Below are 26,752 nucleotides of genomic sequence, written 5' to 3' on the forward strand. Positions count from 1 at the left end.
GCGGTTCAGGTGGTTTCGCCGGTGACCGCGCCGAGATTGTTGTGCAGCCGGCGCAACAGGTCGATCAACACTTCCTGCTCGTCCGCACTCAGGCACGACATCAGCTTCCGTTCGCGCTCCAGCGCGGCGACGATCACCTTGTCATGGGTGGCGCGGCCTTTGCCGGTGAGCGAGATCGAATGCGTGCGGGCGTCGTTCGGATCGACGCGGATGGTGATCAGACCGCGCGACTGCATGTCGGACAGCGTGCGGCTGACCGGTCCCTTGTTGAAGCCGATCACCTGACAGATCCGTGCCGCCGAAATGCCGGGCTCGATCGCCAGCAGCGACATGATCCGCCATTCCGTGACGTTGACCCCGAAATTGCCCTGGTAGAACGCCGTGGCGCTGTTCGACAGTTTGTTGGCGATGAAGGTGATGAACGCCGGAACGTAGCGCTCCAGATCGAGCGTGAGGCCTTCCGGGCTCGGCGCGGCCGCGGCAGATCGTCGGGATTTTGGCGGGCGGGATGCACCAGTCATGGGGATGTCGGCGGCGAATGCATGCGCCGACATAAGGACATGCCACGGCATTTCACAAGTGGCGATTGAGGAGGACAACATGACCACGGCTCCCTCATCGGTGCCGGTTACCACGCCGTTCCAACACGGCGCCGGTGTTCCGCATCTCGGTATCGATCCGTTCGCGCTGGACTACTTCGCCGATCCCTATCCGGAGCAGGAGACGCTGCGCGAGGCGGGTCCGGTGGTGTATCTCGATAAGTGGAACGTCTATGGCGTCGCGCGTTACGCCGAGGTCTATGCGGTGCTCAACGATCCGCTCACCTTCTGCTCCAGCCGCGGCGTTGGCCTGAGCGATTTCAAGAAGGAGAAGCCGTGGCGGCCGCCGAGCCTGATCCTCGAGGCCGACCCGCCGGCGCATACCCGCACCCGCGCGGTACTCAGCAAGGTGCTGTCGCCGGCGACGATGAAGCGGCTGCGTGACGGCTTCGCGGCGGCGGCGGACGCCAAGATCGATGAACTGCTGGCCCGCGGCGGCAGTATCGATGCGATCGCCGATCTTGCCGAGGCCTATCCCTTGTCGGTGTTCCCCGATGCGATGGGCTTGAAGCAGGAGGGGCGCGAGAATCTGCTGCCCTATGCGGGTCTCGTGTTCAACGCGTTCGGGCCGCCGAACGAACTGCGGCAGAGCGCGATCGAACGCTCGGCGCCGCATCAGGCCTATGTGGCCGAGCAGTGCCAGCGGCCGAACCTTGCCCCCGGCGGGTTCGGTGCCTGTATTCACGCATTCAGCGACACCGGCGAGATCACGCCCGAGGAGGCCCCGCTGCTGGTGCGGTCGCTGCTCTCGGCGGGCCTCGACACCACCGTCAACGGCATTGCTGCGGCGGTGTACTGCCTGGCGCGTTTTCCGGACGAGTTCGCGCGGCTGCGCGCCGATCCGTCGCTGGCCCGCAACGCCTTCGAAGAAGCTGTGCGGTTCGAGAGCCCGGTGCAGACCTTCTTCCGCACCACCACGCGCGACGTCGAACTTGCGGGCGCCACGATCGGCGAGGGCGAGAAGGTGCTGATGTTCCTCGGCTCCGCCAACCGCGATCCGCGGCGCTGGGACGATCCAGACCGCTACGACATCACACGCAAAACCTCGGGCCATGTCGGCTTCGGCTCGGGCGTGCACATGTGCGTCGGTCAGCTCGTTGCCCGGCTGGAGGGGGAGGTGGTGCTCGCCGCGCTGGCTCGGAAGGTGGCGGCGATCGAGATCGCCGGGCCTTTGAAGCGCCGCTTCAACAACACGCTGCGCGGGCTGGAAAACCTGCCGATCCAACTGACGCCTGCCTGAGAGAGCACCATGCCGAGTATCACGTTCATTCTTCCCGATGGCGAACGCCGCACCGCCGAGGCCGCGGTCGGCGACACCGCGATGTATGCCGCGCTGAGCCTGGGGCTCGACGGCATCGTTGCCGAATGCGGCGGCAACGCCGTCTGCGCGACCTGCCACGTCTATGTCGACGAGGGGCTGAGCAAGCTGCCGCCGGTCGACGGCAACGAGGACGATCTGCTCGACGGCACGGCCGCCGAGCGGCTGCCGAACAGCCGGCTGTCATGCCAGATCAAGCTGTCTTCCGATCTCGATGGCCTGATCTTGCGAATTCCGGATCGTCAGGTCTGAGCAGCGCTACCGTAGGGGGCAACGACCCGCTGCGGCCCACTCAACAAACAATCAAAACACCGAGGGAGAAACCAAATGACACCAACCAAGGGCCTGCTGGGCCTTGCGGCCGCGTGCCTGTTGTGCGGCACCGCCAACGCCGAGATCTCCGGAAACGTCGTGCGCGTCGGCGTGCTCAACGATATTTCCGGCATTTTTCAGGATACCAACGGCATGGGCTCGGTCGAGGCGGCTCGCATGGCGGCCGAAGACTTCGCCGGCGGCGGCAAGAACATCAAGGTCGAGATCGTCTACGCCGATCACCAGAACAAGGCCGATGTCGGCAACGCCATCGCGCGCCGCTGGCTCGACAACGAGGGCGTCGACACCATCGTTGACGTGCCGAATTCGGCGGTCGGGCTGTCGATCAACACGCTGCTGCGCGGCACAAAGATGACGTTCCTGGCGTCGTCGACGGCGAGCTCCGATCTCACCGGCAAGGCCTGCTCGCCCAACACCATCCAGTGGGTCAACGACACCTGGGCGACCGGCAACACCACCGCCGCGGCGATGATGCAGCGTGGCGGCAAGGACTGGTACTTCATCACGGTGGACTACGCGCTCGGCAAGGGCATCGAAGCCGAAGCCGCCAAGTACATCGAGGCGCATGGCGGCAAGGTGCTCGGCTCCGCCAAGCATCCGCTCGGCACGTCGGACTTCGCCTCGTTCCTGCTGCAGGCGCAATCTTCGAAGGCCGGCGTGATCGGCCTCGCCAATGCCGGCGGCGACACCATCAACAGCGTCAAGCAGGCGGCGGAATTCGGCATTCAGCAGAGCGGGCAGAAGCTGGTTGCGTTCCTGTTGTTCATCAACGACATCCACGGCATGGGCCTGAAGGTGGCGCAGGGCCTGCAACTGATGGAGGCGTTCTATTGGGACATGAACGACGACACCCGCGCCTTCGCCAAGCGGTTCGCGCAGCGGCCCGGCATGAACGGCAAGATGCCGAGCGGCAACCAGGCCGGCGTCTATGCCTCGACCTTGGCCTATCTCAACGCCGTCGCGGCCACCGGAAGCGACGATGCCAAGGACGTCGTCCCGCAGATGAAAAAGTTCAGCGGCAAGGACAGACTGTTCGGCGACGTCACCATCCGCCAGGACGGACGCGTCGTGCACCCGATGTATCTGTTCGAGGTGAAGAAGCCGGAGGAGTCGAAGTATCCTTACGACTACTATCGCCTGGTTTCGACCATCGCCGCCGACAAGGCGTTCCGCTCGATCGCGGAAGGTGGGTGCGAGTTGGCGAAGTAGTATGCTCCTAGGCTGAATTCGAGGCGCGCGGCATGCCGGCGGCCGTGCCCCACGCAAAACCGTCATCCCCGCGAAGGCGGGGATCCAGTATCGCAGGGCGGCTGCTTTTAGCCCCGCGCTAACTGAGTGCGGATGACAGCAGAGCTCTGGGATACTGGGTCGCCCGGACGAGCCGGGCGATGACGCTTGGGGACGGGGATGAGTTGAGGCTCTAACGAGGTTCGGCTCGCTTCACGCCGATCTGCCAATAAACGACTGCCACCGCAACGGGCAGTGCGAGCGCGATCCAGGAGATCCAGTCCCACAGCCCGTCGCCGAGCAACGCTGTCGTGAGCCCGAGGGCGGTGATGACGCCGATCGCGAGCGGCGCGGCGAAGATTTGCGCGGTGGTGTGCGAGGCTCTGCGGGGCTTGCTCATGCCGGCCTCGCATCGGTCGATTGGACTTCCGCCGGCTGCGTTGCGGTCCGGCTGCGGGCATGGCCGCCGAAGCGCTGCTTTGCGACCCAGAGATAAAGTCCGGTGATCAGCACGACGATGCAGACGAGGTCGAGCAGACCCCAGACGATCTTGAGTGGCAGGCCACCATAGTCGCCGAAATGCAGCGGCCGCGACATCTGCAGCAGCGTCAAGTACCAAGGCATCTGCGGCACCAGCACCGGCACGGTTTGATCGACATCGACCAGCGTCGGGGTGGCGATCAGAGCCGTGAGCGCGGAGTTGCCCTTCATCCAGACCACGAGATGGCGGGGGCTCCCAAAATTCTCCGCGGTCGGCATCGTGATCGAGGAAAGACGCCCCTCCGGCATGGCGGCGCGAACCCGCGCGACCGCCTGATCCAGTGAGGACGGCTGGGCCACCGGCGCACCGCGATACGGTGCCAACAGAGGCGGCAGCACCTGGCCGCGCCAGTAGTCGTACATCGGCATCGCCAGCGTGTTGATCGCGCCTGTGATCCCGACCACGAACAGCCAGACTGTGGTGACGATGCCGAACAGATTGTGCAGGTCGAGCCATTTCAGCCGCCGCGAGCGCTGACGGACGGTGCCGAAGTCGAGCCGGCGCATGAACGGCGCGTAGACGACGACGCCGGAGACGATCGACACAACCAGCAAGAGGCCCATCGCGCCGAGGAACAATTCGCCCGGCAGCTCGAGCAGCATGTTCTTGTGCAGCAGCAGGATGATGTCCATCACGCCCTGCTGCGGCCGCTCTTCGCCGAGCACCGCCTTGGTGCGGCCGTCCATCACCAGGCGATAGAACTTGCCGCGCATCGGCTTTGGCGTCGGCGACATCGAGACCACGACCGTATCCGGTTGCTCGTCCCGCCAGGTGACGAACAGAACGTGGTCGCCGGGGCGGGCCTGCTGAGCAGCGCGCACAACGTCGTCGACCGGCGCGGCCGGCACGTTGCCCGGCAGGTTCGGCGCGGCGAATTGTTGCTGCGTCAGTTCCTCGATCTCCTCATGGAAGATCAACGGCAGGCCGGTGAGGCACAGCATCAGCATGAACAGCATGCTGATCAGCGAGGTCCAGGTGTGGACCTTGCTCCAGATCCTGAGTGCGCGTGTCCCGGTCACCAGCGATAGCTCGCGGTCGCGGTGACCACCCGCGGGGTGATGTACTGGCAGCCGCCGCTCACCGTACACTGCGCGTGGTCGTTATTGGCGATGTTCTTGACGTTGAGGGCCAGATTGATGCCCTTCGGCTGGCGATAATGCAGCCCGGCGTCAAACACCGTATAGGCGTCGTTGGTCAGCGTGTTGAGGATGTCCATGTAGGATTCACCAACGTAGCGCACGCCGGCTCCGAAGCCCCAACCGGCAAGCGGTCCGCTCTGCAGCGTGTAATCGACGAAGCCCGACGCCATGTTGCGCGGGATCTGCACCGGCACCTTGCCGATATCGCCGTTGTTGCTCTGGGTGTTCTTGACGTTCTGCAGCGTGTAAGTCGCCAGCAGATTCAGCCCCGGCATCGGTTTGGCGAGCAATTCGAGCTCGAGGCCGCGCGAATTCACCTGGCCGGTTTGGATGCTGTAGTTCAGATGCAGCGGGTCGGCCGTCAGCACGTTGTCCTGGGTCAGGTCGAAGACAGCCGCCGTGAACAAGAGATCTCGGTTCGGCTGGAACTTGATGCCGCCTTCGTACTGCTTGCCCTTGGTTGGCTTGAAGGCATTCGAGCTGAAATCGATGCCCGCCGTGGGCAGGAACGATTCGGAATAGCTGACATAGGGAGCAACGCCGCTGTCGAAGACGTAGGTGAGGCCGGCGCGCTTGGTGAAGGCGGTGTCGTCGTTCGGCTGCGGCACGCCGTTCAGGCGGTTGAGGGTGGTCTGCTGGGCGGCATCGTAGCGGCCGCCGAGCGTCAGGATCCAGTTCTGCAGCTTGATCTGGTCTTGCAGATAGATGCCGGCCTGGTTCAGGTTCTGCTTGTAGCTCTGCAGCAGCGTCGTCGGGATCACGATCTGCTGGCCGTAAACCGGGTTGATTCGGCTGAGCGATGGCGCGGTGCCACCGAACTGATCGCCGCTGAGTTGGAACGTCTGATAATCGGTGCCGATCAGCACGGTGTGCTGCAGCGGACCGGTCCAGGTCTTGGCGATGACGTGGTTGTCGATGTTGAAGGTGTCGCTGGTCTCCAGCACCTTGCGCGAGACCCGCGGAAATACGGTCTGGGTGTCGAGCGGGGTGCCGGCGAAAGTGATGTAGCGATATTCCAGGTCGACATGGCCGTAACGGGCGCGCGAGCGCACGATCAGATCGTCGCTGAAGCGGTGCTCGAACTGATAGCCGATCCGATATTGGCTCTGGTCGAAAGTGTTGTACGACGGATCGCCAAGAAACAGCGGCAGCGCCTTGACGTCGACAATCTTGCCGCCTCGCACGACACCGACCGATACCGGAAACGCGTTGCCGAATACATCGTGCTGATAATCGCTGAGAATCGTCAGCGAAGTGTCGTTGGTGGGGCGCCAGGTCACCGCCGGCGCGATATAGGCCCGGTCGTCCTTCACCTTGTCGGAGAATTTGGCGATCTGCGCGTCGGAATCCCGCAGCACGCCGGTCAGGCGATAGAGCAGGGTCTTGTCCTTGTCGATCGGGCCGCCGACGTCGAACGCGCCCTGCACCCGGTCGGCGGTGCCGACGAGGCCGACCACTTCGCCGAACGCCTGATCGGTCGGGCGCTTGCTGATCAGATCGATCAGGCCGCCGGGCGGGCTCTGGCCGTACATCACCGAGCTCGGTCCCTTGACGACGTCGACGCGCTGGACGCCGTAGGGCTCATTGCGGAACACCGAGAAATAGGCCGAGCCGTTGGCGGTGTCGCGCAATCCATCGCGGAAATTGGAGAAGCCGTTGGTTTCGAAGCCGCGGATGCGGGCCTGATCGTAGCGCGGATCGGCGCCGCCGGTCTGCACCGCGACACCGGCGGTGTATTGCAGCGCCTGCGCGACGGTGTCGACGCCGCGCGCGTCGAGATTGTCGCGGCTGATCACCGAAATCGATTGCGGCGTTTCGATCAGCTTGGTGTCGGTCTTGGTGCCGCTGGCACTGACGCTGGGGACGAAGCCCGGCACCGGATCTGTGCCGCGTTCGAACACCGCGCGCTGCGTGGGCTGCACTGGCTGCGGCGCTTGCGTGGCACGCTGCGCGGAGCGGCGCGACGGGCCCGCGGCGGCGCGATTCCGGTCGCGCGCAGGCTGCGCCTGGCGCCGGCTCGCCTCCGGGGCGGCGACTTCGACGGCGGGCAGCTGGGTCGCCTGCGGTTTGGCATCCTGCGCGGCGGCTTGCGCCGAGGGCCACACCACCGGTGAGATCAGCGCGCTGGTCAGCAGCAGCGCGTTGACCACAGAACTGCGACCGGCATTCACGCCGGCATGACCCAATTTCATCGCTTACCCCCAAATCGAGGCAGCGAAGTAATCGGATACGGCAACGTGTATCAACGCTGCTGCGAAGCTTTTGCGCGAAGCCAGTTTGGAATCTATCAAACGATATCAGGCGCTCGCGTGCGAACGATCCTGATGGGGCGAGTATCGCCTTGATTCAGTTGAACTGTGCGCGGCGGGACAGAGATGCGCGTTGCCGCACCATTCTTTTTGAATCGTTCAAATCACATGAGGTGAGTGGGGATGACTCGGCGATCGGTCCGAGCGGGACAGGTCGCCTCGATGACTTGCCGGCCTTTGCTGCCGCGCAAACCGGTTTTGCCGGGTGGTGAAATTCGGATAGTCTGTGGTCCGACGCGAGGGTGGGCGGGCGGATCTGGCATGGTACGGATTGCCATCGACACCGCCGATCTGCTGCCGGTCGACGTGGTGCTGGTCAGTCACATCGATGACGACCACCTCCATGGCATCCTTGATCTGACCGGCGAGCAGGGCAGTCCGGCGCCTGGGATCAGGCTGGCGGTCACGAGCCTATGGCACAACGGCTTCGACGACCTTCTGTCAACCAAGCCGGATGAACTGGCGAGCGGCTTCGGCACCGCCTCGATCCTCGCCGGGGCTGACATCAACATGTTCGCGGGCGGCGCATTGGCGAGACAGAGGAGGAGCTGCGGCGCACGCCGTGCTCGCCAACGTGCCGCAGGGCCGCACCCTGCGCGACGACGCTGCCGATCTCGGCTGGAAGCCGAACCACAAGTTCAAGGGCAAGCTGATCCTGACCGCTGCCGACGCCGCGCCGGTCGACCTCAACGGTGTGACTATCACCGTCGCGGGCCCGCTGCAGGACGAACTGCAGGCGCTGCAGGACATGCACGATCAGTGGCTGCGGCAACGCAAGGCCGACGGCACCCGTCCCACCGCGTCGGCGATGCTCGCAGCTTTCGTCGACAAATCAGTGCCGAACCTGTCGAGCATCGTGCTGCTCGCCGAATGCGGCGGCAAGACCATGCTGCTGACCGGCGATGCGAGGGGCGACAAGATCATCGAGGGGTTGGAGACGACCGGCAAGCTGGCCAAGGACGAGACGCTGCACGTCGATGTTCTCAAGGTGCCGCATCATGGCAGCGACAATAATATGGAGACCTCGTTCTTCGAACGCGTCACGGCCGGTCACTGCGTGTTTTCGGGGAATGGGGACCACGGCAATCCAGAGCGGGCTACGCTGCAGATGCTTCTGGATGCGAGGGGCGTGGCCGAGGACTACACGACCCATCAGACCTATCCGATCGAAGAGATCGATGCCGGCAGCGAGGCCGATTGGGTCAAGCAGCAGGCAAAGGAAGCCAATCGGGCGAAGCCGCCGAAGGGGGGGGCGTGCGGCCGGATTGGTCGGCCGACGAGCAGGGGCTGGTGGCATTTTTCGCCGACAACCCGCAGTTGGCCGCTAAAGTGAAGATCGTCGCCGACGGCAAACCGCACCTGATCGACCTGCTCGACAAGGCTGTCGTCTGACAGGACGGTCGGCGCGGCCAATGCCAGATCGTCGCCGTGCTGGCGTGCTTAGTCGCCTCCGTAAAACTACGATAGGGACATTCCCGGACTCGGGATTTGCCTAAATAGAACGCACACTAGAAGTGTGTCACATACTGAACATCCGCGATGCGGTTCGTCGCGGTCCCCTTCCTTGGGGCGTTTCCTCCCTAGACTTGGGCCCGGGCGCCGAATGGCGACCGGGCCTCTTTATTTGTTCTTCAATTATATCAGTCGCACCTGTTCGGGTGTCACGAATCCCACGCGCGCCTGGTAATGTCACGAGGCGAGGCAGCGGCAAAACTCCGGCAGTGCGCGATGCGTCACCGCCCAGGCCGCATTGTCGACCGCTGCGCCCTGCGACGATAGTTTGGCGATCACCAGCCGGTTCTTCGGATCGATGAACAGATTCTGTCCGTGAATTCCCATAGCGAACATCGTCTTCGGCTCATCGTGAATCACATACCAGCCGCCGCGATAGCTGAAATTCCGGTACGGGAACAATTTCTGCCACTCGCCCTGTCGCCACGCATCCTGGTCACCGCCGGTCCACAGATCGTCGATCCATGACGGCGGAACGATGATGCGGCCGTCACGGCAGCCGTCGTCGAGCATCATCTGGCCGATACGCGCGAAATCGCGTGCTACCATGCTGAAGCCGCCAGTGGCGCGAGCCTGGCCCTTCCGATCGGTGGTGATCGAGGCGGGCTGCTCGGCGCCGAGTGGCCGCCACAACAGGTCGGACACCAGCGTCGTAAAGCGGGTGCCGGTGGCGCGTTCGATCGCCCAGCCGAGCAGATCGGTGTTGGCAGAGACATAGCGGAATGCCCCGCCATGCGGCTGCGGCTTGATCGTGAAACTGCGATAGAACGTCTTCAGATCGGTCGGCGGTAAGTTCTCAGGGACTGGATCCCAGCCAGCGGCGGCCGCATAAGCGCGCTGGGCGTCGAGGTCGATCTGGATGCCGGTCCGCATGTCGAGCATCTGCCGCAGTGTCGCGCCTTGATAGGCGGTGTCTGCCACTTCCGGGATCAGCTTCGTCACCTCGGCGTCGAGCTGCAGATGGCCCCGCTCGCTGAGAATGCCGGCGATCAGCCCGGTGATCGACTTCGATGCCGACATGATAATATGCGGCGTCGCTGCAGTGGTGCCATTGGCGTAGGCCTCGATCGCGATCCTGCCGTCCTTGAGCACGACCAGCGCGTCGGTGTCGGTGGCAGCGAGAAAGCCTTCCAGGTCGAGTATTCCGCCGCCCTGGGCACGGACGCGAAACTCATTAAGCGCGCGCGGTGCAGCCGGCAGTGACCAAATATCGTCGGGCGCGTTGGCGATCGCCTCGGTGGGAATCAGGGCATCGATGTTGCGGAACGACCAGCGGCTGAACGGCAGCTCGCGCCAGTTCGCGAGCGTGGCGCCGGATGCGTCCTCCGGCGCGGCGAGATCGGAAGGGGACATGCGAACTCCAGGTGGGTACCCGGACGATGTAGGCGCTAGGCCGCCGATGGTCGATGTTGGTGGCCCATTCTCGGAAAGCGCAACTTGATTGTGTTGCTGCGCTTTCAGCGCAGCCTCACAGTCCCTGAAACTTGAACGGCTCCGCCGGCTTGAAGCGATCGTGCACCTCGCCCGAGAAGACGTTGCTTTGGCCGGGGCCGAGATCGAGCTTTTTCACCACGCCCTTGTCGGCCGCGAACTCGATCTTGGTGAGATCGACCCAGAACACGTTGGGCGTCAACGCGGATTCGAAGAAGTACAGTTTGCGTTTGTGGTCGGCGACGCTGCGCCAGCGGGTCGAGGAGATGTTCGGCTGGTCGGGCGTCGAGATGCCGAACGGCACCGACGCATTGCGGATCACGCTGAAAGCGGCGGCGATCGATTCCACCGGGTCGGGCGTCTTCGGAATGGCGCTGACATAGAACGAGGCCCGCGCGAAGCGATCGGCCGCGCGGTTGGTGCCTGGGAGCATCACCGTGCCACCGATCTGCTGCCAATACGAATTCAGCGCGAGCTGCTGATCGAAGGTCGGCGAATTGGTCATCACTTGGTATTGCCGGCCGTGATGGATCACCTGCTTGCCGTCGATGTATTCGATGATGGCGCTGTCGCCGGACGCATCCGACAACGACAGGTGCACGGTGGCGAGGCGTTGCTCGCCGGGCATCTTGTCGGTGACGACCGTGAACGGTTCCTTGGCCAGCGCTTCGACGGCTTCGGCCACAGTCGCAAAATTATCGAGTGCGTATTGAGGCCACAGCGACAGCGCCAGTCCCGGCTTGGAGCCATCGAACGGCGGATATTGCGATTCCGCCAGCCACAGCACGTCGGCGACGAGCCCCGCCTCGTTGATGCCGTCCGATGTCGCGACGTCGTAGGCCGACGCGATGACGCTGCCATAGCGTGCGGTCCATTGTGCCGAATTGGGGCCGGCCTCGCCGGAGCGCTTGATGCCGCGGGGGAAGATCCAGAGATTGGTGCCGATGTCGCGGGCCCAATCCATCGACCGCGCCGTGATCACCTGATTGTCAGCGCCGAGATAAACTAGACGGGTGCAGGCGTCGGCGACCGGCGGCAGTAACGATCCCGCGATGGCAGCTGCGCCGGCGCAGGTGGCGAGGAGACGTCGCTTGAAACCGATCATGCCTGACTCCAATCCCCACTAAGCGGGGGCGTATTTTGCCATGCGGAACATTCCGCCGATCGCTGATTATATCCCGAGTCCACGGACCAGCAGCGGTACGCGGTGCACCCATGCGCTGACGTTGCTGTCGTTCCAGCAGTGGATGCATTAGTAGGATACATCAGCGATTTCCCCCGCATCGTGTCAGCCTGACGAGATTCCGCGCCCGCATGAGCATGTCCGAACGCCAGAGCCGTAAACCTGCGGGCCCGCCCCACCATCTGCTGTCCGACGAAGCCGCCGCCGAACTCTCCAGCATTCCGACCGAAGTGATCAATCTCGGCGACGCCCCGCCGCCGGCGCCGGCCGGTGCGCTGACCCAGGGGGAAGTGCGCGCGATCTTGTTGAGCCTGCTGCTGGCGATGTTTCTCGCGGCGCTCGACCAGACGATCGTCGCCACTGCGCTGCCGACGATCGGGCGTCAGTTCGGCGATGTCGAAAACCTGTCCTGGGTGATCACAGCCTATCTGCTGTCGTCGACGGCGGTGGCGCCGGTGTTCGGCAGCCTCGCCGACATCTATGGCCGTCGCGTGATGATCATCGTCTCGCTCAGCCTGTTCGTCGCCGGCTCGGTGATGTGCGCGCTGGCGCCGAGTCTGCTCGTCCTGATCCTCGGCCGTGCTCTGCAAGGCCTGGGGGGCGGCGGCATTATGCCGATCGTGCAGACAGTGATCTCCGATGTCGTCAGTCCGCGCGAGCGCGGCCAGTATCAGGCTTATTTCTCGGGCGTGTGGGTGTCGGCCGGGATCGGCGGCCCGATCCTCGGTGGCTTCTTCGCCGAGCATCTGCACTGGTCGATGATCTTCTGGATCAACCTACCGCTCGCGATCGGCGCGCTGGCGCTGCTGCTGCCGAAGATGGCGAAGATCCCGGTGTATCACCGCCGCCGCAAAGTCGATTGGCTGGGCGGCGCCCTGCTGATGGCGTCGGCGATGGCGGTGATGCTGGTGCTGACCTGGGGAGGCAATCGCTTCGCCTGGCTGTCGCCGACGATCCTGGCGCTGTCGGGCGCGGCGGTGCTGCTGGCGGCGAGCTTCATCTGGCACGCGCTACGGGCGCGCGAGCCGTTCCTGCCGCTGCAATTGATGAGCGGAACGGTGGTGCCATGGGCGATGGCGGGGGGCGCGTTCACCATGGGAGCGATGATCGCGCTGACCGTTCACATGCCGCTGTACTACGAAGCGGTGTACCACCTGACGGCGAGCCAGTCCGGCCTCGCGTTGATCCCGATCGCGGCGATCTCGGTGTTCGGCGCAGCGTTCACAGGCCGGGCGATGGTGCATGTCGAGCGCTACAAGCGGATCGCGATTCTTGGTACCGGCTTTGCGGCGCTGATGGCATTGGCCATCGCGCTTTTGACGCCGCTGCCGCTGTGGCTATTTCTGACGCTGCTGTCGCTGTGTTCGCTCGGCCTCGGGACGGTGTTTCCGGTCAGCGTGGTGTCGATCCAGAACGCGGTGCCGCGGCCGCAGATCGGCACCGCGACCGGCGCGATGAACTTCTTCCGGGCCCTGATGGCCTCGTTCACGGTGGCGGCGTTCACAGCGATCCTGCTGGTCGCGCTCGGCGGCGACGTGCAGCTCGGCGGCGCCGAGCATCGCCACGTCGTCGGCAGTGTGGCGGCCGTCGAAATGGTGGCGGGGTTCCGCTGGGTGTTCGGCGCGGCTGCCCTGATGCTGGCAGCTTCGGCGCTCTGCATCATGGTGATGGAAGAGCGCAAGCTGGCCGGCCCCGAACCGACGCTCGCGCTTTCGGAATAGACTCCGACGCTCGGATTTACCGATACTCCACAATAGAAATATTGAGTAGTCTGCCGCACAACGGCCGTAAGCTCGGCGCAGGGCGTGAGCCGGCGCCGCGCCGGCGCGAGAGGCGGGTGACGGGATGGCATCCCCGGACGGTAGTGGCAGCGAGAGTTTCCGCACGCGGCGGCGCCGTAATCGCGCCCGTTTCGCACTGGCGGCGGTGCTGACCTTCATTCTGGTTGCGGTCGGCGTGCTCGCCTTGGTGTTCTACGAGTTACGACCCGTCAGCCTGAAGATCGCTGTCGGGCCGGGAGGCGGCGACGATCTGAAGCTGGTGCAAGCATTGGCCCAGAGTTTTGCGCGGGATCGCGCAGCTGTGCGGCTGGTGCCGTTGGTCACCGGTGGGGCGACGCCGAGCATCGAGGCGTTTCGCGACCACAAGGCGGACCTCGCGGTCACCCGGGCCGACCTTGATCTGCCTGCCGACGCGCAGGCGGTGGCGGTGCTGCGCAAGAACGTGGTGGTGCTGTGGGCGCCGTCGTCGGCCGGCAAGGGCAAGAAGTCGATCAAGACCATCACCGATCTGGCAGGCCGCCGGGTCGGCGTGATCGGGCGGACGCCGGCCAACGTCAAACTGTTCGACATCATTCTGGCCGAGTCCGGCGTCGCGCCCGACAAGGTCCAGAAGGAGCAGTTCGCTACCGGCCAGCTCGCCGAGATGGCGCGCGATCCTTCGCTCGACGCGTTCCTGGCGGTCGGGCCGCTCGACAGCAAGATCACCGGCGAAGCGATCGCCGCCACCGCGAAGGCGCGGGGCGAGCCGCGGTTCCTGCCGGTCGATGTTGGTGATGCCATCGCCAAGAAGTATCCGATCTACGATTCCGAGGAGATTCCGGGCAGCATCTTCTCCACCCAGCCGGCGCGGCCCGAGGACAAGGTCGATACCGTCAGCGTCAACCATCTGATCATTGCTCGGCAGTCGCTGTCCTCCGTGACGGTGACCAAGCTGACGCGGCAGATCTTCGCCGCCCGGCAGCAGATCGCCCGCGAGATGCCGCTCGCCGGCAAGATCGAAGCGCCGGACACTGAGAAGGACGCGGCGCTGCCGGCGCATCGCGGCGCCGCCGCGTTCATCGACGGCACCGACCGCACCTTCATGGAGCGTAACAGCGATTACATCTGGGGCTTGGTGCTGCTGCTGTCCGGCCTCGGCTCGGCCGGCGCCTGGTTTCGCAGCTATTTGACCCGCGACGAGCGGGAAGCCGGCGCCAAGATGCGCGACCGCGCGCTCGCCATGGTGGCCAAGGCGCGGAAAGCGGAGACGCTGGAGGCGCTGGACGCTTTACAGCACGAGATCGACAAGATCCTCCGTGACACGCTGGATTGCTACGACGACGGCGCGATCGAGGACCTTGAGCCGTTCAGCCTGGTGCTGGAGCAGTTCCACCACGCGGTGGTGGACCGTCGTGCCGCGTTGAGCGCTTCCGGCCCCGGGCTGGTTCCGGCTGATCCGGCGACACTGCCGGCCGCCCGCGCCTGATCGCTCGCAGTAACGGGATGCCGTCAAGATTCCTGTAACTTGTCACATCTACGGTTCCAGCCTGCTCTGGAAGAACCCGGGGCGATGTGGTCGCGAACCCAGGAGAGTGCCGTGCGACGCCTGATTTCCCGCTTCTGGGCTGACACACGCGGCGCCACTGCGATCGAGTATGCCATGATCGCCGCCGGCCTCAGCATCGTGATTCTCGGCGTCGTGACGACGCTCGGCAACAGTTTGGCGGGCAAGTACACCTCAGTCAGCGACGCACTGAAGTAACTTTCACTCTCCGTACCGCAGGCCATCCGACTTTCGAGTGTCGGTCCGCGTCGGCCTGGTCAGGCTCCGCTGAAGCCGGATCGGCGCGTGAGGTGCCAGCAAGCTTCGTCACACTTGCTGAAGGCCGTCTTATCCTTACCGAATGCTTAACCTCACGAGACGGAGGCTCCGTTGCCTCGTCGGACGTCGCGATGGTTAACCGCTTCTTCGGCGTTCACGGCTAACCGTTTGGGTTCGTCGTCCGACAGCCAACCGAAGGTCTGAAGCATGCGGCTCGCCGGCACATCGCCCTTAGGCGATGCACGATCGGGAACGGGATCTTGGTCCGCCGCCGATCCGTCGGGCGAACCGCTGGCCCGAATTCTCCTGACCTTTGCTGTCGCGCTCGGGGCGACCGCATTCTCGCCGCTGCTGCATATCGCCAGTCCTGTTCTTGCAATTTCCGTCGAGACGCTGATCGCGGTCGCGATTGCACTGCTCATGCCGGCGCAGGGGCCTGTGATCGCGATCTTCGTGCTGATGTTTCAGAACGTCTTCGTCTCGCTCTATTCGTCGCTGCTGACGGATCCGTCCGAGCTTGAGATTCTGAAAGGCTATAACTTTCTGATCTGCGCGGTAATGTGGCTGGTCGCCTTCGTGCTGTCGATCCTGTCACGGCGATCGCCTGGTCTGAACCGCATGCTGCTGGCGAGCAGCGCTGTGCTGGCGGTGATGGGGATCTACTTCGTGATCGGCCTTGGCCGTGAGCCGAAGGCATCGGCCATCTATCTCCGCAACATAGGGCTGCCGCTGCTGCTGTTTCAGCTCGCGCTGCTGGCGGCTGCGAACGATCGGATTCGGGTGACGCCCTATATCGTCATTATCGCGGTGATGGTCCTGATCTGCGGTGCCGTCGAATTCCTGTTCCGCGATACCTGGCTCGCTCTCACCAATGGTCATGCCTACTGGCGGCTCGAAGAGATCAAGGCGGCGAAATCCGGCGTGTGGGAACGCGAGATGCGCACAACCGGAAAGGTCATCGTCGGCATCAAGGATCTGTTCGTCATCGACTTCTTCAACACCTCGCTGCTCAGCGGTTTTGGCCTCGGCCAGATGCTGCGGCTGTACGGACCGAACATCAGCCCGGTCAGCTTCGCCTACGGAGTCGGCTTCTTCTCGCTGTTTCTGTTCGCCATTGGTCGTGCCGGTCTCGGTGCGTTGGCATTCGTGTTGATGCTGTTATGCGGCGTCAAAGGCGCGGCGATCATGGTGCTGTTTGTCGGTGCCGCATGGATCGGTACGATCCTGATCGGCCCGGTGTTGGTTTTGCTTGGAGCTATCGTGGTGCTGGCTGTCTATGCCGTTCTGGTGATCCACAGCGGCCTGAAGATCGGCGACTACCACGTCATCGGCCTGATGGGCGGGTGGAACGGGTTTCTCGCGGCGCCGCTCGGCCGCGGGCTGGGATCCGGCGGCAATCTCACCGAAGGATTCTCCGGCATCAATTGGCAGGCTGCCCAACAGGCAGGTGCGGTCGAAGGGGCAGCCGAAAGCTCGGTCGGTGTCCTGCTGTATCAGATGGGTGTGGCGGCTCTGGTTCCGCTGGGCTTCTACGCGGTTGTCGCGTGGTGGTGCTGGCGGCTCTACGCCCGGTCCGGCATCCTGCTGCTGGGCATGGCGGCATTTGGCATCCTGGTGGTGCTGACCAACGGCCTGTTCCAGGAAGAGGCGCTGTTCGCGCCGCCGGCGATGGGCTTCATGATGCTGCTCGCCGGTCTGTTGCTCGGCAGCCAGATCCGTCACGACCAGCATCTGCCGGGCTCGGGCGTTCTAAGAAAATAATCCTTGACAACGTGACGCTCTCCGGGTAGCTTCCGGCCATGCTCCACAATTGGGTTCTGACGCAGCCGTTGCTGATCGCTTGATCAGCGGGTGATGAGCGACGCTGCATCGCGGCCTGGTGTCGCTGGTTGTGATCCTCGTACCAGTTGATTGCGCCAAACCCTGGTCGCGTCCGGTGTTCCACGTTCCTTGCCGCCCACGACGACAGAATCGTCACGGAACGGGCGTCGGGATCATGCGTTGGCCGATCGACAGCGCTCAACACTGAGGAGGGATCATGGCGACACGTGAAGAAGGTCGAATCGTCGAAAATCCGGTCGAGGCACGGCAAGGCGAGCGTGGTCCCTCGGTGCTTGCGCTGCTGACAGTCAGCACGGGCTTGGCCGTACTAATTCTGGGCGTGATCTGGTTCGCTTGGTTGTAATAGCCCGGAGTTGTAATAGCCTTCCGCGAAGCAATCTCGGCCATGTTCCGTTCGAGTTCGTATCGGTAGTCTTACCTGGCCCGATATTAATCGGTTATTTCGGAGTTCCCGCTCAAAACGGTACCCATTTTCATCTTCCACCCTGAGGTGCCGCGAGCCGGGAGAAACCATGTTCGGTCGTAAGTCCAAGAGCGATGCCGCAGCCTTGACGCTGCTGGCGACGAAAGCAGTCCGCGCGAACATCATGGTGTCGGACCCAGAACTTGATATCGTTTACATGAACGACTCGGTGACTTCGCTGCTACGCGACGCCGAGAGCGATCTGCGCAAGGAGCTGCCGAAGTTCAATGTCGACACGCTGATCGGCACAAATATCGACAACTTCCACAAAAATCCCGGCCATCAGCGCCAGATGCTCAAGAGCCTCGCCTCAGTGCATCGGGCAACGATCCAGATTGGGCCGCGGATTTTCGATTTGATCGCGACGCCGATCAACAATGCCGATGGCAGCCGAGCGGGGGTCGTGGTCGAGTGGGCCGATGCATCGATCCGGCTGCAGAATCTCGATTTCGCAGGGCAGGTGGCGGCGGCCAACCGCTCGCAGGCGGTGATCGAGTTCAACATGGACGGCACGATCCGGACCGCGAACGAGAATTTCCTGAAGACGATCGGCTACACGCTCGACGAGATCAAGGGCGAGCACCACAGCATGTTCGTCGAGCCGGCCGATCGCGACAGCGCGGCGTATCGCGAGTTCTGGGCTGCGCTCAATCGCGGTGAATACCAGGCGGCCGAATATAAGCGGATCGGCAAGGGAGGCCGCGAGATCTGGCTGCAGGCATCCTACAATCCGATCTTCGATGATAAGGGGCGGCCTGCCAAGGTGGTGAAATTCGCTACCGACGTCACCGAACAGAAACTGCGCAACGCCGATATGGCCGGCCAGATCGCCGCGATCGGCAAGTCGCAGGCAGTAATCGAATTCGACATGGACGGCACGGTGCTCACCGCCAATGACAACTTCCTGCGAGCGTTGGGCTACTCACTCGCCGAGATTAAGGGCCAGCCCCACAGTATGTTCGTCGACCCGTCGGAGCGCGCCGGCGCGGCGTATCGCGAGTTCTGGGCCTCGCTCAATCGCGGCGAATACCAGGCGGCGGAATACAAACGGATCGGTAAGGGCGGCCGCGAAGTTTACATCCAGGCATCCTACAATCCGATCCTCGACCTCAACGGGCGACCGTTCAAGGTGGTGAAATTCGCCACCGACGTCACCAAGCAGGTGCTGGCCCGCATCGGTAACGAACGGGTGCGCGGCATGATGGAGACGGTGGCCGCTGGCGCGGAGGAGCTCAACACTTCGGTACGTGAGATTTCCTCGACAATGGCCAAGTCGCGCGAGACCGCGGCCGGCGCCGTCGACCGCGTGTCGAATGCCGATGCGCAGGCGCAGCGCCTCACCAGCGCCGCGCAATCGATGAGCGGCATCGTGGAGCTGATCAATAACATCACCGGCCAGATCAACTTGCTGGCGCTCAACGCGACGATCGAGTCGGCGCGCGCCGGCGAGGCTGGTCGCGGTTTTGCTGTGGTTGCCGCCGAGGTCAAGAACCTCGCCAATCAGGCCAAGCAGGCGACCGACAAGATCGGCGAGGAAATCAGCAGCCTCAATTCGATCTCCGGCGATGTCGCGATGGCGCTGAATGCCATCAAGCAGGCGATCAACGAGGTCAGCGAGTATGTGACTTCGACCGCCGCAGCGGTCGAAGAGCAGAGCACCGTGACCAGCGAGATGTCGAGCAGCATGCAACGCGCGGCCGTCGAGGCGGCGCGGATCGCCGCCGGCTGAACCATCGTCTGAGCTTTTGGAGCGGAGGCCCTGCGCCGCGCGGACATCGCGCGACCGGGGCCTTCGTGTTTTCGGCCGCGTCGAGCCCTGGGTGCGGCGCTGTGTACGTTTGATTATTTCCAGTCGAATGGATTTTCCGATGTTCGATCGTCTCAAGGCCTTTCTCACCGTCCCGGAAGCCAAGACGTCGCGAACCGCGCAGTTACTTGCGGTGGGATTCGGCGGAGTGGCGCGATTTACCCCGCGGGACTACGCCGGGCTGGCGCGTGAAGGCTACGTACGAAACGCGATCGTGTATCGCTGCGTGAGGCTGGTGGCGGAGAATGCCGCAGCCTGCGTGTTCGGCGTATTCGACGGCGCGCAGGAGAAGGAGGCACATCCGCTCGCTGCTTTGTTGGCGCGCCCCAATCCTCGCCAGGATGGCGCCGCGCTGCTGGAGACGCTGTATGCGCATCTTCTGCTCGCGGGCAATGCCTATATCGAGGCGGTGACGCTCGGTGAGGCCGTGCACGAGCTCTACGCGCTGCGGCCCGATCGCATCAAACTGATCCCGGGCGCCGATGGCTGGGCGGAGGCGTATGATTACAGCGTCGCCGGCCGCACCGTGCGGTTCGATCAGCATGCCGCTTCGGTTCCGCCGATTCTGCATCTGACGTTTTTCCACCCGCTCGACGACCATTACGGCCTGGCGCCGCTTGAAGCTGCCGCGGTCGCGGTCGACACCCACAACGCGGCGGCGCGCTGGAACAAGGCGCTGCTCGACAATTCCGCACGGCCTTCGGGCGCGCTGGTCTACGCCGGCCCGGAAGGCGCCGTGCTCAGCGAGAATCAGTTCGAACGGCTGAAACGCGAATTGGAGCTCACATACGAAGGTGCCGCCAATGCCGGTCGGCCGCTGCTGCTTGAAGGCGGGCTCGAATGGAAGGCGATGGCGCTGTCGCCGAAGGACATGGATTTTCTCGAGGCCAAGCACGCCGCCGCGCGCGAGATCGCGCTGGCGTTCGGCGTGCCGCCGATGCTGCTCGGCATTCCAGGCGACAACACGTTCTCGAACTATCAGGAAGCCAACCGCAGCTTCGTGCGCCAGACCGTGCTGCCGCTGGCGACGCGCGTCGGCAATGCTCTGGCGCAGTGGCTGTCGCCGCAATTCGGAGACGGTGTGCGCCTGGTGATCGATACCGACCGGATCGACGCGCTGTCACCCGACCGCACCGCGCTGTGGGACCGAGTCACCCGCGCGCCGTTCCTCACCCTGAACGAAAAGCGCGAAGCGGTCGGCTACGCGCCGATCGAAGGCGGGGACGGGTTGGGGTGAGGGGGCGCCGAAGCGCGATAGGCCCGGGTGCTAGTCACGATCGCCCTCACTAGCTACGACTTAAGCGGATAACGACGATGAATGATAACGAGTCAGCGTGGCTCTCGCATCAGCGCGCGCGCGCTGGATGCGGCCTGATGCGCATCGCTTCGTGCGGCCTGATGCAGACCGCTGGATCAGGCCGGATGTAGTACGCTTCCTGAAGCCCGGCGTGAGTTCATCGGAAATGTTCACAGCGCTGGACCGCAAGTTCAATCCGAACCAACCCCGGATACCTGCTGGCCACACGGGCGGTGGACGATGGACAGATGGAAGTGGGCCAGTGGAGGCGCCGCCGGAAGCCGAGCTCGCAGACAGTGATATCTCGGCCGACGCAAACTCCGCGCTCGCATTTGGGGCTCAAAGCCCAGCCGACCTGAAATCCTGGCTGAAGCACCTTGATGATCTGGCCTGGAAGGATCCACGGCCGATCCCCAACTCCGAAGCAACCGACGTCGGCGACAACCTCGAAGAGGTTCAAGGCCGTCGACCGCCGCTGTCCACCTGGTTTCCGGGGGCGTCGACAGAGCAGTTGGTCCGTTTGGATCTGGCGACATCCCGCGGCGAAGCGGCTCTGGCCGCAATCCGCCGCTACGATGAGGACTGGAGACCGCGAGAGCTCAGCTTCGAGTCCTTCGGGAGTATCAATGGCGCGATCGCTAAAGCCGAGGCGCGCGCAAGGGAATCGGAGATCTATCTCGAGCGACTTCGAACCGGGATCGGCGGTAATCTGGGGCCGCCACTCGATCCGTCGCCCAGCAATCGGATCCCGGAGCTCGGCCCCTGTGATGGGACGTCATGGATCAATAGTTATCGAATATATAATAATAGGGCAGATCTATTTGGTCGACCTATCTGGCCGATGGATAAAGGGACCGTTGCGGTCGCAAGGATTGAAGGCGACGTATACTTCGGCGTCAACTCGCATGCGCCAGGTTACAGCAATGCCGATTGGAATCTGGCTGCAGGACTGCGCGATCAGATGGCTGTCGAGCACCCTGAATTGATCAGGGGAGAAAATACGGGATCTCGACCACTTGATGCTGTGTTTCATGCAGAAGCCAATCTTCTCATCCGAGCGAGTCGATATATTGGTAGTCTGGTGGATCGGCCCATCGAGGTGCAAGTCGATCAGCCCGTTTGCTGGAGCTGTGAACAGGTGTTGCCGAAACTCGGACTGCAATTGGTCAATCCGTATGTCACGATCCGCGAGCCCAAATCAAGCCGGGCGAGCGTGATGTGGAAGGGCGAATGGCAAGTCTGGAGAAGGAAGTGAGGAAGCGGATCTACTTTCGAGATCTGGATCCGAACGGGTGGCCGAACCCCGGTGAGCTCGCGCCTTACTTCCTGGTGCCGGCCGAGAATCCGTGGGCTCCCGATCCGCACGGAAACGACGAGTTTGGGCTGGAGATTTCGGGATTGTACGGCACCGACGGCCACCCCGGGATCGATCAGGTCACCGCGCGCCTCACGATGGTGGGCACGCCGGATTTCGGCATTTTCCTTTACTACCGCAAGTGGGATGGCCGGATCAGGCAGCCGCTTGATTGCTACTCCAAGGGTGACATGAGCCGGATCAAGGAGTGGTTGCGGACGCTGCAAGGCGATTTGCGGCCGATCGGTCTGTTTATTCCCTACCCGCAAGCGTGGCCCGCTGTGAAGGAGTTCATGGAGCGGGACGGCGAACTACCGACCAGCATCGAATGGGTCGACGGCAAGGATCTTCCACCGAAAACCTTTCGTTTCCCGGGTTTCTTCAAACCGGGGCCGGAGCCACGCGTATTGCGGGATGAAGATATTAACGAGCAGCCACCCGGCGATGGCTTCAAGTTCTTGCACCGCTGAGCTGCGAGCGCAGAACGTTTCTCTGCTGATGCCGAATAACTGACGGCGGGTGGACGACTCCCCACTACGCGGGTGTCTGCGGGCGAGATGCCGATGTCCGATCTGATCAAGATGTTTTCCGAGCGCGGGGACCTCGCTCACGTGGCTTTGCTGCTGTGGGCAGTCGGGGCCAGTTTGGGACTTTGGTTCGTGCTGCGGGAGTGGGCGGCGGCGGTGCGGCGGTTTGATGATTTCGTCCACGCGCTCGACCTGTTCAACCGCCGCGCGCGGCGCCGGACGCACGATGAGGAGTAGGGCGATGCAGCGGCTGTCGACTGTGCTGAACCGGGGCCACGCCGAGACCAAGTCGGCGCGCGATCCACAGGCGATCTTCCGCGAATTCCTGGCGCACCTGTCGGGCGCGCAGCATAAGCCGGTGCCACGGCGCGCTGCGCCCAAGCCGCCGCGCAAGCGGTCGGCCAAGCGGGCGAAGTAACCGCTCGGTAAAACCCGCGAAGTAACCGCCGCGAACCAGCGGCACCCGCCGCGACCGACATCGTTCACCACCACGCTCTCCACCATCGCCATCCGCACTCACTCGTATCTTGCGAGGCCGCTCATGCTTGCCCCGTCGCCTGCGCTCGCCCCGTTGCTTTCGCCTGCGCCGCTGCCGGCGCGGCTGTCGCTCGCCGAGGACGGCAGCATCGACGGCTATGCCAGCCTGTTCGGCGAGATCGACCAGGCCCGCGACATGGTGATGCCGGGCGCCTTCACCCAGACGCTGAAGCAGCGCGGTTTGCGTAAGATCCCGATGCTGTTCCAGCACGATCCCGCCGAGCCGGTCGGCGTCTGGCTGGAGCTGGCGGAAGATCTGCGCGGCTTACGCGCCCGCGGCCGGCTGATCCCGGATGTGGCGCGCGGCCGCGAGCTGCTGGCGCTGCTGCGCGCCGGCGCGATCGACGGGCTGTCGATCGGCTATCGCACCGTGCGCGGCCAGATCGACCCGCGGACGCGGGTGCGGCGGCTGTACCAGGTCGATCTCTGGGAGATCTCGATCGTCACCTTTCCGCTGCTGAACGGCGCGCGCATCGCCACCGTCAAGCAGACGCCGCGGCCTTCGCCGCAGCGCGTCGCGGCGGAGGCGGCGTGGCGCCGCGTCCACGACGCGGCAGCGATCCGTTCCGGCGATGCCGCGGAGGCACCGGCATCGCCGATCCGGCGCGGGAGGATCGCGGCGACGCTGTCCACCCGCGCCGGCCGCAAACAGGCGCTGGCGAGTATCAGCCGGCGCAGCTGAGCCGTGCGCAGGCCCGACCGCCGATCCGGGGGCCAAGTAACACCCGCCGTGCCTTGCCCCTCACCCCAGCCCTCTCCCCGCAAGAGGGCGGGGAGAGGGGGCCGGCTGCGGCGCGGGGCGACGCGCCCGATCGCAACAAACACTCCATCCCCCACGAAGGACCAGCCGATGACCACGTTCGACCATGCTCCCGAGACCAAGGCCGGCTTTGCCGGCGACGATGCGCAGCAGGTGTTCGATGCCTTGATGCGCGCGTTCGAGGACTACAAGGCCGAGAACGACGCGCGGCTGAAGGCGATCGAGACCGGCAAGGGCGACGTGCTGGCCGAGGAGAAGCTGGCGCGGATCGACGCCGCGTTGGATCATCAGCAGCGCCGGCTCGACGAGCTCGCGCTCAAGGCGGCGCGGCCGCAGCTTGCGGCGGAGCGGCCGCAGCCGGCCGCCGATCAGCGCGAGCACAAGAGCGCGTTCGAGGCCTATGTGCGCACCGGCGAGGCCGCCAGCCTGCGCCGGCTGGAGACCAAGGCGCTGTCGGCGGGCTCGGCGCCCGACGGCGGCTATCTGGTGCCGACCGAGCTCGAGCAGTCGATCAGTTCGCGGCTCGCCGCGATCTCGCCGATCCGTTCGCTGTCGACCGTGCGCGAGATCTCCGGCGGCGTGTACAAGAAGCCGTTCGTCACCGCCGGGCCGGCGACCGGCTGGGTCGGCGAGGGCGACGCCCGGCCGCAGACCAATGCGCCGTCGCTGGATGCGCTGTCGTTTCCGGCGATGGAGCTGTACGCGATGCCGGCCGCGACCGCGACGCTGCTCGACGACTCTGCAGTGAACATCGACGACTGGCTGGCCGGCGAGATCGACCAGGCGTTCGCCGAGCAGGAGGGCATCGCCTTCGTGTCCGGCGACGGCGTCAGTAAGCCGAAGGGCTTCCTCGCCGTGCCGACCGCGGCCAACAGCGCCTGGAGCTGGGGCAAGCTCGGCACCATCTCGACCGGCGCCGCCGGCGCGTTCGCCGCCACCGCGCCCGGCGACGTGCTGATCGACGTGATCTACGCGCTGCGGCCGGGCTATCGCCAGAACGCCAGCTTCGTGATGAACCGGCGGACGCAGGCGGCGATCCGCAAGTTCAAGGATTCCTCCGGCGCCTATCTGTGGCAGCCGCCGGTCACCGCCGGCGGCCGCGCCAGCCTCGCCGGCTTCCCGCTCGCCGATGCCGAGGACATGCCGGACATCGCGGCGAATTCGCTGTCGATCGCGTTCGGCGACTTCCGCCGCGGCTATCTGATCGTCGATCGCCAGGGCGTGCGCGTACTGCGCGATCCGTATTCGTCGAAGCCCTACGTGCTGTTCTACACCACCAAGCGCGTCGGCGGCGGCGTCCAGGACTTCGACGCCATCAAGCTGGTGAAGTTCGCGGCGAGCTGAGGCGCCGCGCCGGTTCTCCCTCTTCCGCCTGCGGGAGAGGGCCGGGGTGAGGGCGACCCACGCACGGCGCTGCGATCGGATGCTCGGGGCAGGCGCGTAGCGCCGTAACCCACCGAGTACCAGGAGCACTGTGCGTCACCAGATGCTTCAGTCACGTCCCGATCTCAATTGGGCTTGATGGGCGGGCAGCAATGTCTGGCGCTCGTCGCTCTACGAGACTCGTCTTGTGGCCCCAGCGTCGTTCTTTTCAGCGTTGATAGCCGACAATGGACGACCTCGCATGTCTCGACAAGACGATGCTTGGCTACGCCATCAGCAGAAGCGGTGGCTGCACCCGAACGGTGATCGCTGGGTGCGCCATGATGTGTTGCGTTTCCTGGCTCGGGAGATGGATCCTGTGCAGGCATTTCCTGCACTTGCCTTCAAGTACAGTCCGAACCAGCCCCGTGTGCCTGCAGGCAACCCGGATGGCGGTCAATGGACTAGAGATGGTGGCGGCTGGCGGTCTCCGAGCGAGTTAGACAATGTCCGTAACGCGGCACGAGTGGGAGGTGTCGCGGGATCGGAAGCCAGTAGAGAGTATCCCGGTCTATTCGGTATTGCTGCCCAGCGACGGATCCGAACTGGCGTTCTCCTTGCCGGTGATCTTCCAGTCGGAAGCGATCCCGATCCGGGTACGCCCACAGAACAGCCGCCGGAGATCCCACAGACGAAGCCCGGCAGGAGTGCAGAACGGACGACGTATTTCCGAGCTGCAGCCGATTGGCTTGCTCGAAACTCAGGTCTTGCCGGAGCGCTCTACGAAGGTTCGATGCGAAGTGTGGAATGGCTGCGCGATTGGAACGATGTTATCCTAGCTGCGCGCGACGCCCCCAAGCCGCTCCAGGAGCTCATGAATGGTGTGGGTCAAGTGCGCCCAGGCTATGATGTGCACCACATCAACGAGGTAATGGCGGCGAAGCTGGATGGGTATAGCTGGGCGCAGATCAACGATCCTTCAAATCTGGTCAGCGTCCCACGACTGAAGCACTATCAAATCACTGGATGGTATTCTGCGCGAAGCACAGAATTTGACGGCTTGTCTCCGAGGAACTTCCTCCGTGGCAAGGATTGGGAAACGCGTCGCAAAGTGGGCTTAAGAGCGCTGCGGATGTTTGGAGTCTTGGAACCATGAGGAAGCAGGATCTCCACGAGATGGCGACGCCTGAGCTTGTGGCTCTGTTTGCGAAGATCGTGGTCGGACAGGACGAAGCTTTGCTCGGCAACCAGATCGCAAGGTTTAACCGACTGTTCGGCGCGATGACCGAGATTGCGGACGAGCTGAAGTCGCGCGACGGCGACCAGCGCACCGCGCTTCTGAGCCTTTTCGAATACCCCAATATGCAGGTGCGGCTTCAGGCCGCAAAGCTCACGCTCGCCGTCGCGCCAATGGAAGCGCGCCAGCAACTCGAAGCGATCGCATCCTCGAAATGGTTTCCGCAAGCCGGCGACGCCGGCATGTGCCTGTCCTTTCTGGATGATGGGACGTTCAAGCCGAAATGAGGGGCACGTTGGAGCCTGAGCAAAATCGGCTCCATGTCACGTGCAAGCTACGAGATACGTGGTACCTGGCTAGAACGTAGGTCTCATCGAAGAACGAAGTCGAAT

At 64.0% G+C, this 26,752-nt stretch carries 26 protein-coding genes; 19 read left to right on the forward strand and 7 right to left on the reverse strand.

What is annotated here, in order from left to right; genetic code table 11:
- Positions 1 to 5: 5 nt before the first annotated feature.
- Entirely contained in the window at positions 6 to 521 is a 516-nt protein-coding gene (locus tag HZF03_RS09235; RefSeq protein WP_011157376.1) for a MarR family winged helix-turn-helix transcriptional regulator, read from the reverse strand.
- Positions 522 to 600: 79 nt separating this feature from the next.
- Between HZF03_RS09235 and HZF03_RS09240 the strand changes: the two genes are divergently transcribed.
- The 3 genes from HZF03_RS09240 to HZF03_RS09250 all read left to right on the forward strand — a co-directional run bounded on the left by HZF03_RS09240 (position 601) and on the right by HZF03_RS09250 (position 3,459).
- Positions 601 to 1,839 (forward strand): cytochrome P450, encoded by a 1,239-nt coding sequence (locus HZF03_RS09240; protein WP_119018424.1) that lies wholly within the window; start codon positions 601 to 603, stop codon positions 1,837 to 1,839.
- A gap of 9 nt (positions 1,840 to 1,848) precedes the next feature.
- A complete protein-coding gene (locus HZF03_RS09245; RefSeq protein WP_119018425.1) occupies positions 1,849 to 2,169 on the forward strand; it encodes a 2Fe-2S iron-sulfur cluster-binding protein in 321 nt (106 codons plus the stop codon).
- 75 nt (positions 2,170 to 2,244) lie between these two features.
- A complete protein-coding gene (locus tag HZF03_RS09250) occupies positions 2,245 to 3,459 on the forward strand; it encodes an ABC transporter substrate-binding protein (protein ID WP_119018426.1) in 1,215 nt (404 codons plus the stop codon).
- Positions 3,460 to 3,670: 211 nt separating this feature from the next.
- Here HZF03_RS09250 and HZF03_RS09255 read toward each other — a convergent pair whose 3' ends face one another.
- The 3 genes from HZF03_RS09255 to HZF03_RS09265 are packed head-to-tail and all read right to left on the reverse strand — an operon-like array spanning position 3,671 to position 7,349.
- Entirely contained in the window at positions 3,671 to 3,877 is a 207-nt protein-coding gene (locus HZF03_RS09255) for a hypothetical protein (protein ID WP_119018427.1), read from the reverse strand.
- Entirely contained in the window at positions 3,874 to 5,037 is a 1,164-nt protein-coding gene (locus tag HZF03_RS09260; RefSeq protein WP_119018428.1) for a PepSY-associated TM helix domain-containing protein, read from the reverse strand. Before HZF03_RS09260 ends, HZF03_RS09255 begins: the two co-directional genes overlap by 4 nt.
- Positions 5,034 to 7,349: a TonB-dependent siderophore receptor gene (locus tag HZF03_RS09265; protein WP_119018429.1), complete on the reverse strand. Its 2,316-nt coding sequence runs from the start codon at positions 7,347 to 7,349 to the stop codon at positions 5,034 to 5,036. Before HZF03_RS09265 ends, HZF03_RS09260 begins: the two co-directional genes overlap by 4 nt.
- Positions 7,350 to 8,028: 679 nt before the next feature.
- Here HZF03_RS09265 and HZF03_RS09270 point away from each other — a divergent pair.
- On the forward strand, positions 8,029 to 8,799 hold the full coding sequence (locus HZF03_RS09270; protein ID WP_119018430.1) for a ComEC/Rec2 family competence protein: 771 nt from the start codon (positions 8,029 to 8,031) through the stop codon (positions 8,797 to 8,799).
- Between the two features lie 356 nt (positions 8,800 to 9,155).
- Here HZF03_RS09270 and HZF03_RS09275 read toward each other — a convergent pair whose 3' ends face one another.
- Together HZF03_RS09275 and HZF03_RS09280 are read right to left on the reverse strand one after the other, a co-directional pair.
- On the reverse strand, positions 9,156 to 10,331 hold the full coding sequence (locus tag HZF03_RS09275) for a serine hydrolase domain-containing protein (RefSeq protein WP_119018431.1): 1,176 nt from the start codon (positions 10,329 to 10,331) through the stop codon (positions 9,156 to 9,158).
- A gap of 115 nt (positions 10,332 to 10,446) precedes the next feature.
- Positions 10,447 to 11,514 (reverse strand): linear amide C-N hydrolase, encoded by a 1,068-nt coding sequence (locus HZF03_RS09280; protein WP_119018432.1) that lies wholly within the window; start codon positions 11,512 to 11,514, stop codon positions 10,447 to 10,449.
- A 209-nt stretch (positions 11,515 to 11,723) separates the two neighbouring features.
- Here HZF03_RS09280 and HZF03_RS09285 point away from each other — a divergent pair, with 209 nt between their 5' ends.
- The 3 genes from HZF03_RS09285 (at position 11,724) to HZF03_RS09295 (ending at position 15,114) form a co-directional block, all read left to right on the forward strand.
- On the forward strand, positions 11,724 to 13,313 hold the full coding sequence (locus HZF03_RS09285; RefSeq protein WP_179906287.1) for an MDR family MFS transporter: 1,590 nt from the start codon (positions 11,724 to 11,726) through the stop codon (positions 13,311 to 13,313).
- Between the two features lie 124 nt (positions 13,314 to 13,437).
- A complete protein-coding gene (locus HZF03_RS09290) occupies positions 13,438 to 14,838 on the forward strand; it encodes a TAXI family TRAP transporter solute-binding subunit (RefSeq protein ID WP_119018649.1) in 1,401 nt (466 codons plus the stop codon).
- Positions 14,839 to 14,949: 111 nt separating this feature from the next.
- The gene (locus HZF03_RS09295) at positions 14,950 to 15,114 is read left to right on the forward strand and encodes a Flp family type IVb pilin (RefSeq protein ID WP_042441495.1); all 165 of its coding nucleotides are present in this window, start codon (positions 14,950 to 14,952) and stop codon (positions 15,112 to 15,114) included.
- Between the two features lie 152 nt (positions 15,115 to 15,266).
- Here HZF03_RS09295 and HZF03_RS24455 read toward each other — a convergent pair whose 3' ends face one another.
- Positions 15,267 to 15,596 carry a hypothetical protein gene (locus HZF03_RS24455; protein ID WP_234906871.1) on the reverse strand — a complete coding sequence of 110 codons (330 nt, stop codon included), beginning with the start codon at positions 15,594 to 15,596 and terminating at the stop codon, positions 15,267 to 15,269.
- Between HZF03_RS24455 and HZF03_RS09300 the strand changes: the two genes are divergently transcribed.
- From HZF03_RS09300 to HZF03_RS09355, 12 genes are all read left to right on the forward strand, one after another.
- The gene (locus HZF03_RS09300) at positions 15,595 to 16,935 is read left to right on the forward strand and encodes a hypothetical protein (protein ID WP_234906872.1); all 1,341 of its coding nucleotides are present in this window, start codon (positions 15,595 to 15,597) and stop codon (positions 16,933 to 16,935) included. The genes HZF03_RS24455 and HZF03_RS09300 overlap by 2 nt on opposite strands.
- 277 nt (positions 16,936 to 17,212) lie before the next feature.
- Positions 17,213 to 17,359, forward strand: coding sequence for a hypothetical protein (locus HZF03_RS09305; protein WP_012495419.1), 147 nt, complete (start codon positions 17,213 to 17,215; stop codon positions 17,357 to 17,359).
- 169 nt (positions 17,360 to 17,528) lie between these two features.
- Positions 17,529 to 19,208, forward strand: coding sequence for a methyl-accepting chemotaxis protein (locus HZF03_RS09310; protein WP_119018647.1), 1,680 nt, complete (start codon positions 17,529 to 17,531; stop codon positions 19,206 to 19,208).
- Between the two features lie 139 nt (positions 19,209 to 19,347).
- On the forward strand, positions 19,348 to 20,523 hold the full coding sequence (locus HZF03_RS09315; protein WP_119018653.1) for a phage portal protein: 1,176 nt from the start codon (positions 19,348 to 19,350) through the stop codon (positions 20,521 to 20,523).
- Between the two features lie 97 nt (positions 20,524 to 20,620).
- Complete coding sequence (locus HZF03_RS09320) at positions 20,621 to 21,838, forward strand: hypothetical protein (protein ID WP_133303238.1); 1,218 nt, start codon at positions 20,621 to 20,623, stop codon at positions 21,836 to 21,838.
- A complete protein-coding gene (locus HZF03_RS09325) occupies positions 21,814 to 22,407 on the forward strand; it encodes a hypothetical protein (RefSeq protein ID WP_119018645.1) in 594 nt (197 codons plus the stop codon). The genes HZF03_RS09320 and HZF03_RS09325 overlap by 25 nt, the downstream gene beginning before the upstream one ends.
- Before the next feature lie 93 nt (positions 22,408 to 22,500).
- Positions 22,501 to 22,701 (forward strand): hypothetical protein, encoded by a 201-nt coding sequence (locus HZF03_RS09330; protein WP_119018652.1) that lies wholly within the window; start codon positions 22,501 to 22,503, stop codon positions 22,699 to 22,701.
- Between the two features lie 4 nt (positions 22,702 to 22,705).
- Positions 22,706 to 22,882 carry a hypothetical protein gene (locus tag HZF03_RS09335; RefSeq protein WP_165858128.1) on the forward strand — a complete coding sequence of 59 codons (177 nt, stop codon included), beginning with the start codon at positions 22,706 to 22,708 and terminating at the stop codon, positions 22,880 to 22,882.
- 123 nt (positions 22,883 to 23,005) lie between these two features.
- A complete protein-coding gene (locus tag HZF03_RS09340) occupies positions 23,006 to 23,683 on the forward strand; it encodes an HK97 family phage prohead protease (protein WP_119018644.1) in 678 nt (225 codons plus the stop codon).
- A 168-nt stretch (positions 23,684 to 23,851) separates the two neighbouring features.
- Entirely contained in the window at positions 23,852 to 25,105 is a 1,254-nt protein-coding gene (locus tag HZF03_RS09345; protein ID WP_107346530.1) for a phage major capsid protein, read from the forward strand.
- Positions 25,106 to 25,385: 280 nt separating this feature from the next.
- Positions 25,386 to 26,279 (forward strand): M14 family metallopeptidase, encoded by an 894-nt coding sequence (locus tag HZF03_RS09350; protein WP_119018643.1) that lies wholly within the window; start codon positions 25,386 to 25,388, stop codon positions 26,277 to 26,279.
- Positions 26,276 to 26,647, forward strand: a complete 372-nt coding sequence (locus HZF03_RS09355; RefSeq protein ID WP_119018642.1) for a DUF2019 domain-containing protein — start codon at positions 26,276 to 26,278, stop codon at positions 26,645 to 26,647. The genes HZF03_RS09350 and HZF03_RS09355 overlap by 4 nt, the downstream gene beginning before the upstream one ends.
- Positions 26,648 to 26,752 lie beyond the last annotated feature (105 nt).

It is taken from the genome of Rhodopseudomonas palustris, from assembly GCF_013415845.1.
GTDB classification, from domain to species: domain Bacteria; phylum Pseudomonadota; class Alphaproteobacteria; order Rhizobiales; family Xanthobacteraceae; genus Rhodopseudomonas; species Rhodopseudomonas palustris_F.

Bases quoted from the DNA above. Each gene is read 5' to 3' on its own strand.
- HZF03_RS09235 (WP_011157376.1), bottom strand. From the start codon at position 521: ATGACTGGTGCATCCCGCCCGCCAAAATCCCGACGATCTGCCGCGGCC.
- HZF03_RS09240 (WP_119018424.1), top strand. From the start codon at position 601: ATGACCACGGCTCCCTCATCGGTGCCGGTTACCACGCCGTTCCAACAC.
- HZF03_RS09245 (WP_119018425.1), top strand. From the start codon at position 1,849: ATGCCGAGTATCACGTTCATTCTTCCCGATGGCGAACGCCGCACCGCC.
- HZF03_RS09250 (WP_119018426.1), top strand. From the start codon at position 2,245: ATGACACCAACCAAGGGCCTGCTGGGCCTTGCGGCCGCGTGCCTGTTG.
- HZF03_RS09255 (WP_119018427.1), bottom strand. From the start codon at position 3,877: ATGAGCAAGCCCCGCAGAGCCTCGCACACCACCGCGCAAATCTTCGCC.
- HZF03_RS09265 (WP_119018429.1), bottom strand. From the start codon at position 7,349: ATGAAATTGGGTCATGCCGGCGTGAATGCCGGTCGCAGTTCTGTGGTC.
- HZF03_RS09275 (WP_119018431.1), bottom strand. From the start codon at position 10,331: ATGTCCCCTTCCGATCTCGCCGCGCCGGAGGACGCATCCGGCGCCACG.
- HZF03_RS09280 (WP_119018432.1), bottom strand. From the start codon at position 11,514: ATGATCGGTTTCAAGCGACGTCTCCTCGCCACCTGCGCCGGCGCAGCT.
- HZF03_RS09285 (WP_179906287.1), top strand. From the start codon at position 11,724: ATGAGCATGTCCGAACGCCAGAGCCGTAAACCTGCGGGCCCGCCCCAC.
- HZF03_RS09290 (WP_119018649.1), top strand. From the start codon at position 13,438: ATGGCATCCCCGGACGGTAGTGGCAGCGAGAGTTTCCGCACGCGGCGG.
- HZF03_RS09300 (WP_234906872.1), top strand. From the start codon at position 15,595: ATGCCGGCGCAGGGGCCTGTGATCGCGATCTTCGTGCTGATGTTTCAG.
- HZF03_RS24455 (WP_234906871.1), bottom strand. From the start codon at position 15,596: ATGAGCAGTGCAATCGCGACCGCGATCAGCGTCTCGACGGAAATTGCA.
- HZF03_RS09305 (WP_012495419.1), top strand. From the start codon at position 17,213: ATGGCGACACGTGAAGAAGGTCGAATCGTCGAAAATCCGGTCGAGGCA.
- HZF03_RS09310 (WP_119018647.1), top strand. From the start codon at position 17,529: ATGTTCGGTCGTAAGTCCAAGAGCGATGCCGCAGCCTTGACGCTGCTG.
- HZF03_RS09315 (WP_119018653.1), top strand. From the start codon at position 19,348: ATGTTCGATCGTCTCAAGGCCTTTCTCACCGTCCCGGAAGCCAAGACG.
- HZF03_RS09325 (WP_119018645.1), top strand. From the start codon at position 21,814: ATGGCAAGTCTGGAGAAGGAAGTGAGGAAGCGGATCTACTTTCGAGAT.
- HZF03_RS09330 (WP_119018652.1), top strand. From the start codon at position 22,501: ATGTCCGATCTGATCAAGATGTTTTCCGAGCGCGGGGACCTCGCTCAC.
- HZF03_RS09335 (WP_165858128.1), top strand. From the start codon at position 22,706: ATGCAGCGGCTGTCGACTGTGCTGAACCGGGGCCACGCCGAGACCAAG.
- HZF03_RS09340 (WP_119018644.1), top strand. From the start codon at position 23,006: ATGCTTGCCCCGTCGCCTGCGCTCGCCCCGTTGCTTTCGCCTGCGCCG.
- HZF03_RS09345 (WP_107346530.1), top strand. From the start codon at position 23,852: ATGACCACGTTCGACCATGCTCCCGAGACCAAGGCCGGCTTTGCCGGC.
- HZF03_RS09350 (WP_119018643.1), top strand. From the start codon at position 25,386: ATGTCTCGACAAGACGATGCTTGGCTACGCCATCAGCAGAAGCGGTGG.
- HZF03_RS09355 (WP_119018642.1), top strand. From the start codon at position 26,276: ATGAGGAAGCAGGATCTCCACGAGATGGCGACGCCTGAGCTTGTGGCT.